We start from the raw sequence: 11837 nt of genomic DNA, 5'->3' as shown, positions 1-11837 counted from the left end.
AGGCGTCGAATCAGGTCAAAAGAGGGCTGAGCCCTGCTTTGATGGCCGCGTAGTATATCTGCTTATACCTTTACAAGAAAGGCTTTACGTCACCCACGCCTTCACGAATCACTTCCGGTGCATCTTCGGTTAAGTCGACCACGGTGGTCGGCTGCTGGCCGAGATAGCCGCCGTGAATAATCAGCTCGACCACCTTCTCCAGGCGATCTTTGATCTCTTCCGGATCGGACTCGGTAAACTCGCTTCCGGGCAGCATCAGCGAGGTGGAGAGCATCGGTTCACCGAGGGTTTCCAGCAGCGCCTGCGCAATCGGGTTCGACGGCACGCGCATGCCGATGGTTTTGCGTTTCTCCTGCAGCAGACGACGCGGTACTTCCTTCGTGCCCTTCAGGATGAAGGTGTAGTTACCGGGCGTGTTGTTCTTAATCAGGCGAAACGCCACGTTATCAACATACGCATAGGTCGATAGCTCAGAGAGATCGCGGCACATCAGGGTAAAGTTATGGCCGTCCGGCAGCTGGCGAATACGGCAAATGCGCTCCATTGCCCCTTTATCTTCAATTTTACAGCCCAGCGCGTAGCCTGAATCGGTCGGGTAGACAATCACGCCGCCTTTGCGGACGATCTCCACGGCCTGGTTGATCAGACGTGGCTGCGGGTTATCCGGATGGATATAGAAAAACTGACTCATACTTCCCTCTCTTCAATTTGCTGCGGCTGTTCCCAGAGCTGCCAGACCGGCTCAACGCCAGCAGGCAACCAGAGCTTGCGCCCCAGTTCGATCCACGCGCAGGGCTGATGGAAATCAGAGCCCTGTGACCCAAGCAGGCCGAACTGGCGGGCATAGGTCGCGAGCTGCGCGCGCTCGTTGGGCGCCTGCTGACACTGGGCGACTTCCATCGCCTCGCCACCGCATTCGGCAAAGTGTGCCAGCAGCCTTTTCAGCCATTTAGCAGAAAGATTATACCGCCCAGGATGGGCCAGCACGGCCTTACCGCCAGAATGATGAATCACATCAATAGCTTGTTTTATTGTACACCACTGTGGCGGAACGTATCCGGTTTTACCGCGCGCCAGATACTTTTTAAAGACGTCCGCCATAGTCGTCGCTTTGCCCGCGTCGACCAGAAAACGGGCGAAATGACCGCGGGTGACCGCCCCGCCGTTCGCCATCTTTTGCGCGCCTTCCAGCGCGCCCGGAATATGCGCCTTTTCCAGACGCTCGCCGATCATCTCTGCGCGCTGATTGCGGCGCGTTTTTTGTTCTTGCAAAAATGCCGTAAGTGCCGGATGGTCTATATCGATATTCAGGCCAACAATATGAATCTCATGGTTTTCCCAGACGGTCGAGATCTCGACGCCGGACACCAGATTCAGCGCCAGCCCGCTGCGGGCGATCTCGGCGCGCGCCGCCGGAATGGCATCTGTCGTATCGTGATCGGTTATCGCCAGCGTGCCGACACGCATTTCAACGGCGCGATGAACCAGGGCTTCGGGTGTCAGCAGGCCATCAGAGGCCTGAGTATGGCTGTGTAAATCATAAATAATGGCGTAGGTGGTATCGCTCAAAGCACTTCCCATAACAGGTTGGAGACATCCGAAAACACCATGATACCGACTTAACGTGAAATTCTGAAATCAAGGGTTGACAACTCGCCATCGAACTAGTTAACTAGTACGCAAGTTCACACGAGAAAGGTATCTGAAAATGACAGCACATTTCACTCTGCACGGCTGGTGGCGCACTTCCTGATCTTCGGGCAGTGTCACGCGTCTGCGAAATGCAAACAGATACCCGCCCGCTACCCAGCGGGCTTTTTTTTGAACAAAATATGAGAACAACAACATGCAAACAGCCAAACCTCATCTCGAACTGCTGACCTGCGAGGCGGCCTATCGCCACAACCCGACCGCGCTGTTTCATCAGGTGTGCGGGGCACGTCCGGCAACGCTGCTGCTGGAATCGGCGGATATCGACAGCAAGGACGATCTCAAAAGCCTGCTGCTGGTCGATAGCGCGCTGCGCATTACCGCTTTAGGTGACACTGTCACCATCAAGGCATTATCAGACAATGGCGCATCGCTGCTGCCGCTGCTGGATGCCGCCCTGCCTTCAGGCATTGAAAACGAACATCATCCAGAAATGCGCATTCTGCATTTCCCGCCGGTGAGCCAGCTGCTGGACGAAGACGCGCGCCTCTGCTCCCTGTCCGTTTTCGATGCCTTCCGCCTGCTGCAGAATCTGGTCACCGTGCCGCAAGACGAGCGTGAAGCGATGTTCTTCGGCGGGCTGTTTGCTTACGACCTGGTTGCCGGTTTTGAAGATTTGCCGGAAACCGAGCAGGGTAATCGCTGCCCGGATTATTGCTTCTATCTGGCTGAAACTCTGCTGGTGATCGACCACCAGAAGCAATACACCCGCATCCAGGCAAGCCTGTTCACGCCGTCTGCCGCTGAGAAAAACCGTCTTGAGCACCGCATCGCTCAGCTGCAGCAGCAGATGACGGAAGCGCCGCCCGCGCTGCCGGTGCAGCGCGTGGAGAAAATGACCTGCGACGTTAACCAGACTGACGATCAGTACGGCGCCGTGGTTCGCCAGATGCAAAAAGCGATTCGCGCCGGGGAAATTTTCCAGGTCGTGCCGTCCCGTCGCTTCTCGCTGCCCTGCCCGTCGCCGCTCGCAGCCTACGACGTGCTGAAAAAGAGTAACCCAAGCCCGTACATGTTCTTCATGCAGGACAACGAATTCACGCTGTTCGGCGCCTCGCCGGAAAGCTCGCTGAAGTACGATGCCACCAGCCGTCAGATTGAGATCTACCCGATTGCCGGAACCCGTCCGCGCGGGCGTCGCGCCGATGGCTCGCTGGACCGCGATCTGGACAGCCGCATCGAACTTGAAATGCGTACCGACCACAAAGAACTCTCCGAGCACCTGATGCTGGTTGACCTGGCGCGTAACGATCTGGCACGCATTTGCACCCCAGGCAGCCGCTACGTGGCGGACCTGACCAAAGTCGACCGCTATTCGTTCGTGATGCACCTGGTCTCCCGCGTGGTCGGCGAGCTGCGCCACGATCTCGACGTGCTGCACGCCTACCGCGCCTGCATGAACATGGGCACCCTGAGCGGCGCGCCGAAAGTGCGCGCCATGCAGCTGATTGCCGCCGCCGAAGGACGCCGTCGCGGCAGCTACGGCGGCGCGGTGGGTTACTTCACCGCCCACGGCGATCTCGACACCTGCATCGTAATCCGCTCCGCCTATGTTGAAGACGGTATTGCCACCGTTCAGGCGGGTGCCGGGATTGTCCTTGATTCTGTTCCGCAGTCTGAAGCTGACGAAACGCGCAGTAAAGCCCGTGCGGTCCTTCGCGCCATTGCTACCGCACACCATGCACAGGAGATTTTCTGATGGCTGACATTCTGCTGCTCGATAATATCGACTCCTTTACCTATAACCTGGCAGATCAGCTGCGTGCGAATGGCCATAACGTCGTTATCTACCGCAACCACGTTCCTGCGCAGACCCTGATTGACCGTCTGGCCACCATGCAAAACCCGGTGCTGATGCTCTCCCCGGGGCCAGGCGCACCGAGTGAAGCCGGCTGTATGCCGGAGCTGCTGACCCGTATGCGCGGCAAACTGCCGATCGTCGGCATCTGCCTCGGCCATCAGGCGATCGTTGAAGCCTATGGCGGCTACGTTGGCCAGGCGGGTGAGATCCTGCACGGTAAAGCGTCCAGCATTGAACATGACGGCCAGGCGATGTTTGCCGGCCTGCCGAACCCGCTCCCGGTCGCGCGCTATCACTCGCTGGTTGGCAGCAATATTCCCGCCGGGCTGACGATCAACGCCTCGTTTGAAGGCATGGTGATGGCGGTGCGCCACGATGCGGACCGCGTCTGCGGCCTGCAGTTCCACCCGGAATCGATCCTGACCTCCCACGGCGCCCGCCTGCTGGAGCAGACGCTGGACTGGGCGTTACAGAAGCTGGAGCAGACCAATACCCTGCAGCCGATTCTGGAAAAACTGTATCAGGCGCAGACCCTGAGCCAGCAGGAGAGCCATCAGCTCTTCTCCGCCGTGGTTCGCGGCGAGCTGAAGCCTGAACAGCTGGCAGCCGCGCTGGTGAGCATGAAGGTGCGCGGCGAAAGCCCGCAGGAGATCGCCGGTGCCGCTACGGCCCTGCTGGAAAATGCCGCCCCGTTCCCGCGCCCGGACTATCAGTTTGCGGATATCGTCGGTACCGGCGGTGACGGCAGTAACAGCATCAATATCTCCACCGCCAGCGCCTTCGTGGCGGCGGCGTGTGGTTTGAAGGTCGCGAAGCACGGTAACCGCAGCGTTTCCAGCCGGTCAGGTTCTTCCGATCTGCTCGCCGCATTCGGTATTAACCTCGATATGAACGCCGAGCGTTCCCGTGAAGCGCTGGATGACCTGGGCGTCTGCTTCCTGTTTGCGCCGAAGTATCACACCGGTTTCCGCCACGCGATGCCGGTTCGTCAGCAGCTTAAAACCCGCACGCTGTTTAACGTGCTCGGCCCGCTGATCAACCCGGCTCATCCGCCGCTGGCGCTGATTGGCGTTTACAGCCCTGAGCTGGTACTGCCGATTGCCGAGACGCTGCGCGTGCTGGGTTATCAGCGTGCCGCCGTGGTGCACAGCGGCGGTATGGATGAGGTTTCTCTTCATGCGCCAACGCTGGTGGCCGAACTGCGCGACGGCGAAATCCTGAGCTATCAGCTGGACGCTGCCGACTTCGGCCTTGCGCCATACCATCAGGAAGCGCTGGCAGGCGGTACGCCGGAAGAAAACCGTGACATTCTCACGCGCTTATTACAAGGTAAAGGAGAGGTTGCCCATGAGGCCGCCGTTGCTGCCAACGTCGCCATGCTGATGCGTTTGCACGGTGAGGAAGACCTGAAGGCCAACGTTCAAAAAGTTCTGGATGTACTGCGCTCCGGTGCAGCTTACGATCGCGTTACCGCACTTGCGGCAAGAGGGTAAAGAATGCAGACCGTTTTAGCGAAAATCGTTGCCGATAAGGCCATCTGGGTGGAAGCCCGCAAGCAACAGCAGCCGCTTGCCAGTTTCCAGAATGACGTCGTCCCGAGCAGCCGTCGTTTCTATGACGCCCTGCGGGGGACGCGCACCGCGTTTATTCTTGAGTGCAAAAAAGCGTCCCCGTCCAAAGGCGTTATTCGTGACGATTTCGACCCGGCGCGTATTGGCGGCATTTATAAGCATCACGCGTCAGCCATCTCCGTGCTGACGGATGAGAAATATTTTCAGGGCAGCTTCGATTTTCTGCCGATCGTCAGCGGCATCGCGCCGCAGCCGATCCTGTGCAAAGACTTTATTATCGACCCGTATCAGATCTGGCTGGCGCGTTTTTACCAGGCCGACGCCTGCCTGCTGATGCTCTCAGTGCTCGACGACGAGCAGTATCGCCAGCTTTCCGCCGTGGCGCACAGCCTGAACATGGGCGTGCTGACCGAAGTGAGCAATGAAGAGGAGCTGGAGCGCGCGATTGCGCTGGAAGCCAAAGTGGTCGGCATTAACAACCGCGATCTGCGTGACCTGTCCATTGACCTTAACCGTACCCGTCAGCTGGCGCCGCGTCTGGGGTCTGGCGTTACGGTGATCAGCGAATCCGGCATTAACAGCTACGCCCAGGTGCGCGAGCTGAGCCACTTCGCCAACGGTTTCCTGATTGGCTCGGCCATGATGGAGCATGACGATCTCAACGCGGCCGTGCGGCGCGTGCTGCTGGGTGAGAACAAAGTCTGCGGCTTAACCCGCGAACAGGATGCCCAGGCCGCGTATGAAGCGGGGGCAATTTACGGCGGGCTGATCTTTGTGGACTCCTCTCCTCGCGCGGTCAGCGAAGAGCAGGCGCGTAAGGTCATCGCATCGGCTCCGCTCGGCTACGTGGGCGTTTTCCGCAACGCAGATATTGCAGACGTTGCGGCAAAAGCCGACGCGCTATCCCTGAGCGCGGTGCAGCTCCACGGCAGTGAAGACCAGCGCTACATTGATACCCTGCGCGCCGCGCTGGCACCACAGGTGCAAATCTGGAAAGCACAAAGCGTTGGCGATACGTTGCCCTCGCGTAACCTGAACCATGTGGACAGATACGTCCTCGATAACGGCCAGGGCGGCACCGGCCAGCGTTTTGACTGGTCGCTGCTGAACGGCGAAAAGCTAGACAACGTCCTGCTGGCGGGCGGATTAAGCCCGGATAACTGCGTAGAAGCCGCTAAAACCGGCTGCGCAGGCCTCGATTTCAATTCAGGCGTAGAGTCCCAACCGGGTATCAAAGATGCCAGCAAGCTGGCCTCGGTTTTTAAAACTCTGCGTGCATATTAAGGAAGAGAAGATGACGACATTACTTAACCCGTATTTTGGTGAGTTCGGCGGGATGTACGTCCCGCAAATCCTGATGCCCGCGCTGCGCCAGCTGGAAGAAGCGTTTGTCAGCGCGCAGAAAGATCCGGCGTTTCAGGCTGAATTTACCGACCTGCTGAAAAATTACGCCGGTCGTCCGACCGCGCTGACCAAATGCCGCAACCTGACGGAAGGCACCAAAACCACGCTGTATCTGAAGCGTGAAGACCTGCTGCACGGCGGCGCGCATAAAACTAACCAGGTGCTGGGCCAGGCGCTGCTCGCGAAGCGTATGGGCAAAACCGAAATCATCGCCGAAACCGGTGCGGGTCAGCACGGCGTGGCCTCTGCGCTTGCCAGCGCCCTGCTCGGTCTGAAATGCCGCATCTATATGGGAGCGAAAGACGTTGAGCGTCAGTCTCCGAACGTCTTCCGTATGCGTCTGATGGGAGCAGAAGTGATCCCGGTGCACAGCGGCTCCGCGACGCTGAAGGATGCCTGTAACGAAGCGCTTCGCGACTGGTCTGGCAGCTATGAAACCGCGCACTATATGCTCGGTACCGCGGCGGGCCCGCACCCGTTCCCGACTATCGTGCGCGAATTCCAGCGCATGATCGGTGAAGAGACCAAAGCGCAGATCCTCGATAAAGAGGGTCGCCTGCCGGATGCGGTGATCGCCTGCGTTGGCGGCGGGTCTAACGCCATCGGCATGTTCGCAGACTTTATCGACGACGCCAGCGTCGGCCTGATTGGCGTAGAGCCTGCCGGTCACGGCATTGAATCGGGTGAACACGGCGCGCCGCTGAAGCATGGCCGCGTGGGGATCTACTTCGGGATGAAATCCCCGATGATGCAAACCGATGAGGGCCAGATTGAAGAGTCTTACTCTATTTCTGCCGGCCTCGACTTCCCGTCCGTCGGGCCGCAGCATGCGTTCCTGAACAGTACCGGCCGCGCGGACTATGTCTCCATTACCGATGACGAAGCGCTGGAAGCCTTTAAAACGCTGTGCCGCAGCGAAGGGATCATCCCGGCGCTGGAGTCTTCCCACGCCCTGGCGCACGCGCTGAAAATGATGAAAGAAAACCCGGAAAAAGAGCAGCTGCTGGTGGTGAACCTTTCCGGACGCGGTGACAAAGATATCTTCACCGTTCACGATATTCTGAAAGCACGAGGGGAAATCTGATGGAACGCTACGATAACGTATTTGCAGAGCTGAAATCCCGCCAGGAAGGCGCGTTCGTTCCCTTCGTCACCCTGGGCGATCCGGGCCCGGAACAGTCGCTGAAGATCATCGACACCCTGATTGAAGCCGGCGCCGACGCGCTGGAGCTGGGTATTCCGTTCTCCGATCCGCTGGCGGATGGCCCGACCATCCAGAATGCGACGCTGCGCGCATTCGCCTCCGGGGTGACGCCGACCCAGTGCTTCGAGATGCTGGCGGCGATTCGCCAGAAGCACCCGACCATTCCGATCGGCTTGCTGATGTACGCCAACCTAGTGTTCAACCGCGGTATCGATGAGTTTTACGCCGAGTGCGCACGCGTGGGCGTCGACTCCGTTCTGGTGGCAGACGTGCCGGTCGAGGAATCTGCGCCATTCCGTCAGGCGGCCATGCGCCATAACGTCGCCCCGATTTTCATCTGCCCGCCGAACGCCGATGACGCCCTGCTGCGCCAGATTGCCTCTTACGGACGCGGGTATACCTACCTGCTCTCCCGCGCGGGCGTGACCGGTGCCGAGAATAAAGCGGCGTTGCCTCTGCATCATCTGGTGGAGAAGCTGGCCGAGTATCATGCCGCGCCTCCGCTGCAGGGGTTCGGGATTTCATCCCCGGATCAGGTCAGCGCAGCGATTGACGCGAAGGCGGCAGGTGCCATCTCCGGCTCCGCAATTGTGAAGATCATCGAGAAGAACGTGGACAAGCCAGAGCAGATGCTGGCTGAGCTGAAAGCGTTTGTGACCGCAATGAAAGCGGCGACGCACAAAGCATAACCTCTCTACCGTCTGGCTCCCTGCCAGACGGTTACCCTTCCTTCCCCACCTTCTACAACGGATTACCTCAAAATTGATCCCGTCGATATTTTCGGCGTGAATGGCTTTCCATTCTGGCGTGCAAGCGTATGATCTGGACTCTTTTTTATCTTTAATCCTTCTGAGTTCAGAGGCTTATTCATGTCATGGCACGCCTTCAAACAGACTTACCTGGTTAAGTTCTGGTCACCTGTCCCGGCCGTTATCGCGGCAGGCATTCTCTCTACCTACTATTTCGGCATCACCGGCACCTTCTGGGCCGTGACCGGCGAGTTCACCCGCTGGGGTGGTCAATTGCTACAGCTCGCTGGCGTGCATACCGAAGAGTGGGGTTACTTTAAACTCATTCATCTGGACGGCACGCCGCTAACCCGCATCGACGGAATGATGATCGTCGGCATGTTCGGCGGCTGTTTCGCGGCGGCGCTGTGGGCAAACAACGTTAAGTTGCGTATGCCCAAAAGCCGGATTCGCATAATGCAGGCGGTGGTCGGCGGTATCATTGCCGGGTTTGGCGCCCGTCTGGCGATGGGCTGTAACCTGGCCGCTTTCTTTACGGGTATTCCTCAGTTTTCGCTTCACGCCTGGTTCTTTGCTGTCGCCACGGCCATCGGCTCTTACTTCGGTGCAAAATTCACCCTGCTGCCGCTGTTCCGCATTCCGGTGAAAATGACAAAAGTCAGCGCAGCGTCTCCGTTAACCCAGAAGCCGGACCAGGCGCGTCGCCGTTTCCGCCTCGGTATGCTGGTCTTTTTGGCTATGGTCGCCTGGGCGCTTTGCACTGCGATGAATCAGCCCAAACTCGGCCTGGCGATGCTGTTCGGCGTGGGTTTTGGTCTGCTCATTGAACGCGCGCAGATCTGCTTTACCTCCGCGTTTCGCGATATGTGGATCACCGGCCGCACGATGATGGCGAAGGCGATTATCGCCGGGATGGCGGTCAGCGCCATCGGTATCTTCAGCTATGTTCAGCTGGGCGTTGAACCGAAAATCATGTGGGCTGGCCCAAATGCGGTGATTGGCGGCCTGCTGTTCGGCTTCGGTATAGTGCTGGCTGGCGGGTGTGAAACCGGCTGGATGTACCGCGCCGTTGAAGGTCAGGTGCATTACTGGTGGGTGGGGCTGGGAAATGTTATCGGCTCGACGATCCTGGCGTACTTCTGGGACGATCTGTCCCCGGCGCTTGCCACGAGCTGGGACAAGGTCAACCTGCTGAGCACCTTCGGCCCTCTCGGCGGCCTGCTGGTCACCTATGCCCTGCTGCTGGTCGCTTTTTTACTGGTTGTCGCGCAGGAGAAACGTTTCTTCCGTCGCGCGAGTGTTAAAACAGAACCCCAGGAGAATGCTGCATGAAAGAGATCGTGCCCGATTACCGTCTGGATATGGTCGGTGAACCCTGCCCTTATCCGGCTGTTGCCACGCTTGAAGCCCTACCGCAGCTCAAAAAAGGGGAAATTCTGGAAGTGGTCAGCGACTGTCCGCAGTCCATTAACAACATTCCGCTGGATGCGAAAAACCACGGCTACACGGTGCTGGATATCCAGCAGGATGGCCCGACCATTCGCTATTTGATTCAAAAATGATCGCTAAGGGCCTCGCGAGGGGCCTTTATCGCATTGAATTATAAGACATCTTGATCCACGGCAAAAACGCGATCTTTGACTTAAGTAAAATCTCACTTCCCTTTTGAAGGAGGTTTTCGCGGTTTGATGTATTTACGAGCTTTACTGGTTTTCGCCTTATTAATTCCCTTCCATGCGCTGCCCCTGAATTTCTCTTCTACCTTCCTGCGCCTTAATTGTCCGCAAAGAGGACTTGTCGAGGTCATTCTGCACGTTTATGACCATACCCAGGAGCGATGGCACGGTCATTTTGAAACCGGTGCGGGACATAAACGTGCGGGAGATACCGAAATCATCCCGTTTGCCAACGGCGATATTCTTTTTCATTCCCTGTCCAGCGACGCTTTCAGCTATTTATATGATGGGGAAAATATCCTGAGGCACTGCGTAAAGCTTGATGAGCGGCCGGTTTATCCGTCGTTTTGAAGTGAGCAAAGCAAACTGGCCACCCTGTGGCCAGTTTGACGGGGGATCAGAAACGATAACCCGCAGAGAACATAAACACCCATGGATCCAGGCGAGTATTGATACTTTGCTGCTGACCGCCCGCCTTGAAGCGTACGTCCGTATCAATATCCATGTACCAGACCGAGGCGTTAATCAACCAGTCGCGGTTAATCAGATAGTCCAGACCGACCTGCCCCGCCATGCCCCAGGAATCTTTCAGGCTGAGGTCAGTCAGACCGGCCTCTTTACCGGTATCGTTAAACTTCTCGTCAAAGAAGGTGGTGTAGTTCACACCGGCGCCAATATAAGGACGCACCTTGCTGCTGGCATCGCCAAAGTACCATTGCGCCATCAGCGTTGGCGGTAAATGGTGAACCGTAGCGATATCACCGGTTGCGCCCAGACCCACGCGATGACGGAACGGCGTTGCAGCCAGAAGCTCAACACCAACGTTTTCCGTCGCCATATAGGTGAACGTTAACCCTAACTGGGTGTTATTACTGACGTTAAAACCGCCCATACCCAGCACGTTATCCGATCCTTCAGTCGGGCGAACCGTAGCCGAACCGGCACGAATAAAGAATTCGCCTGCTTCATGCGCATACGCGCCGCCAGAGAGACTGCTTAATACAAGGGCTGCCACCGCTAATTTTTTCATATCCGCTCCATCGTTGTGGTTTTAATCGCGGATGAGAATATACTCACAAATGAGTAATAAGTGATCTGCTACAGATCACATTAAAACCAGTAACTTAACATTCATTGATCTGGATTAATTTTTTGTTACACATCCAAAAGCGATAAGTTGTTTCCATGTCAATTTTTGGCATTTCACGGTTACAAAATTTTCCCTTTTCCCCCTCTTGCTCTTCCTCTGACGGCTGGATAATTTATCGCTCTCACAAGTTGATTTGATGCGTTCTTCTTTTGCAGGTGTGCCATGAGTGACATTAACCCGTGCATGACGTGCGGAGCCTGTTGTGCGTATTTTCGAGTCTCTTTCTACTGGGCCGAAGCCAGCGATGGCGGCGGTACCGTTCCGGTTCATCTTACTGAGCCGTTAACGCCCTTTCTGCGCTGCATGAGCGGCACAAACCAAAAGCAGGCCCGCTGCGTAGCGCTACAGGGTGAGCCCGGGGTCTCTACCCGGTGTTCCATTTATGAGGATCGGCCCAGCCCGTGTCGGGAATTTGCCATGTCGGGGGAAGATGGCCAGGTCAACGAAGCCTGCAATCGCGCCCGGGCGCGCGTTGGATTACCGCCGCTTTACAAAGATATGCTTTTCCATACAAGCCTTGATGCTGCCACAGCAGGTGCATCCGGTGTACAATTGCCGGCTAATTAACACCT

The 11837-nt window shown here is 57.3% G+C and carries 13 protein-coding genes and 1 other annotated feature; of the genes, 10 read left to right on the top strand and 3 right to left on the bottom strand.

Annotated features, from left to right (window positions below):
* Positions 1-70 precede the first annotated feature (70 nt).
* On the bottom strand, positions 71-691 hold the full coding sequence (locus tag FOY96_RS09345) for an L-threonylcarbamoyladenylate synthase (protein WP_003856793.1): 621 nt from the start codon (positions 689-691) through the stop codon (positions 71-73).
* Positions 688-1569: an RNase RNM gene (rnm, locus tag FOY96_RS09340; RefSeq protein ID WP_032656720.1), complete on the bottom strand. Its 882-nt coding sequence runs from the start codon at positions 1567-1569 to the stop codon at positions 688-690. Before rnm ends, FOY96_RS09345 begins: the two co-directional genes overlap by 4 nt.
* A gap of 139 nt (positions 1570-1708) precedes the next feature.
* Here rnm and trpL point away from each other — a divergent pair, with 139 nt between their 5' ends.
* The 9 genes from trpL (at position 1709) to FOY96_RS09295 (ending at position 10466) form a co-directional block, all read left to right on the top strand.
* A complete protein-coding gene (gene trpL / locus FOY96_RS23260; protein ID WP_106993556.1) occupies positions 1709-1753 on the top strand; it encodes a trp operon leader peptide in 45 nt (14 codons plus the stop codon).
* Positions 1730-1823, top strand: a sequence feature (Trp leader region). (Overlaps the previous gene by 24 nt.)
* 23 nt (positions 1824-1846) lie before the next feature.
* Positions 1847-3409 (top strand): anthranilate synthase component 1, encoded by a 1563-nt coding sequence (locus FOY96_RS09330; RefSeq protein ID WP_087822730.1) that lies wholly within the window; start codon positions 1847-1849, stop codon positions 3407-3409.
* Entirely contained in the window at positions 3409-5004 is a 1596-nt protein-coding gene (gene trpD / locus FOY96_RS09325; RefSeq protein ID WP_058841298.1) for a bifunctional anthranilate synthase glutamate amidotransferase component TrpG/anthranilate phosphoribosyltransferase TrpD, read from the top strand. The genes FOY96_RS09330 and trpD overlap by 1 nt, the downstream gene beginning before the upstream one ends.
* Positions 5005-5007: 3 nt before the next feature.
* Positions 5008-6366: a bifunctional indole-3-glycerol-phosphate synthase TrpC/phosphoribosylanthranilate isomerase TrpF gene (gene trpCF, locus FOY96_RS09320; protein WP_143346882.1), complete on the top strand. Its 1359-nt coding sequence runs from the start codon at positions 5008-5010 to the stop codon at positions 6364-6366.
* Positions 6367-6376: 10 nt separating this feature from the next.
* Complete coding sequence (gene trpB / locus FOY96_RS09315; RefSeq protein ID WP_143346881.1) at positions 6377-7570, top strand: tryptophan synthase subunit beta; 1194 nt, start codon at positions 6377-6379, stop codon at positions 7568-7570.
* Positions 7570-8379 carry a tryptophan synthase subunit alpha gene (gene trpA, locus FOY96_RS09310; RefSeq protein ID WP_143346880.1) on the top strand — a complete coding sequence of 270 codons (810 nt, stop codon included), beginning with the start codon at positions 7570-7572 and terminating at the stop codon, positions 8377-8379. Before trpB ends, trpA begins: the two co-directional genes overlap by 1 nt.
* Before the next feature lie 180 nt (positions 8380-8559).
* Positions 8560-9771 carry a selenium metabolism membrane protein YedE/FdhT gene (gene yedE / locus FOY96_RS09305; RefSeq protein WP_143346879.1) on the top strand — a complete coding sequence of 404 codons (1212 nt, stop codon included), beginning with the start codon at positions 8560-8562 and terminating at the stop codon, positions 9769-9771.
* Positions 9768-10001 (top strand): sulfurtransferase-like selenium metabolism protein YedF, encoded by a 234-nt coding sequence (gene yedF, locus FOY96_RS09300; protein WP_003856774.1) that lies wholly within the window; start codon positions 9768-9770, stop codon positions 9999-10001. Before yedE ends, yedF begins: the two co-directional genes overlap by 4 nt.
* Before the next feature lie 126 nt (positions 10002-10127).
* Entirely contained in the window at positions 10128-10466 is a 339-nt protein-coding gene (locus FOY96_RS09295; protein ID WP_071891551.1) for a hypothetical protein, read from the top strand.
* A 46-nt stretch (positions 10467-10512) separates the two neighbouring features.
* On the opposite strand, the gene ompW is transcribed toward FOY96_RS09295, so the two are convergent.
* Positions 10513-11145 (bottom strand): outer membrane protein OmpW, encoded by a 633-nt coding sequence (gene ompW / locus FOY96_RS09290; RefSeq protein ID WP_023312086.1) that lies wholly within the window; start codon positions 11143-11145, stop codon positions 10513-10515.
* 282 nt (positions 11146-11427) lie between these two features.
* Between ompW and FOY96_RS09285 the strand changes: the two genes are divergently transcribed.
* Positions 11428-11832, top strand: coding sequence for a YkgJ family cysteine cluster protein (locus tag FOY96_RS09285; protein WP_021240310.1), 405 nt, complete (start codon positions 11428-11430; stop codon positions 11830-11832).
* Positions 11833-11837: the final 5 nt, after the last annotated feature.

The organism is Enterobacter asburiae (genome assembly GCF_007035645.1).
In the GTDB taxonomy this organism is placed as follows: domain Bacteria; phylum Pseudomonadota; class Gammaproteobacteria; order Enterobacterales; family Enterobacteriaceae; genus Enterobacter; species Enterobacter asburiae_B.
The sequence above is the reverse complement of the archived record's forward strand: the minus strand, read 5'-3'. Positions and strand labels throughout refer to the sequence as shown.

Coding starts and splice junctions, on each gene's coding strand:
- FOY96_RS09345 (WP_003856793.1), bottom strand. CDS start 691: ATGAGTCAGTTTTTCTATATCCATCCGGATAACCCGCAGCCACGTCTG.
- FOY96_RS09330 (WP_087822730.1), top strand. CDS start 1,847: ATGCAAACAGCCAAACCTCATCTCGAACTGCTGACCTGCGAGGCGGCC.
- trpD (WP_058841298.1), top strand. CDS start 3,409: ATGGCTGACATTCTGCTGCTCGATAATATCGACTCCTTTACCTATAAC.
- trpCF (WP_143346882.1), top strand. CDS start 5,008: ATGCAGACCGTTTTAGCGAAAATCGTTGCCGATAAGGCCATCTGGGTG.
- trpB (WP_143346881.1), top strand. CDS start 6,377: ATGACGACATTACTTAACCCGTATTTTGGTGAGTTCGGCGGGATGTAC.
- trpA (WP_143346880.1), top strand. CDS start 7,570: ATGGAACGCTACGATAACGTATTTGCAGAGCTGAAATCCCGCCAGGAA.
- yedE (WP_143346879.1), top strand. CDS start 8,560: ATGTCATGGCACGCCTTCAAACAGACTTACCTGGTTAAGTTCTGGTCA.
- yedF (WP_003856774.1), top strand. CDS start 9,768: ATGAAAGAGATCGTGCCCGATTACCGTCTGGATATGGTCGGTGAACCC.
- FOY96_RS09295 (WP_071891551.1), top strand. CDS start 10,128: ATGTATTTACGAGCTTTACTGGTTTTCGCCTTATTAATTCCCTTCCAT.
- ompW (WP_023312086.1), bottom strand. CDS start 11,145: ATGAAAAAATTAGCGGTGGCAGCCCTTGTATTAAGCAGTCTCTCTGGC.
- FOY96_RS09285 (WP_021240310.1), top strand. CDS start 11,428: ATGAGTGACATTAACCCGTGCATGACGTGCGGAGCCTGTTGTGCGTAT.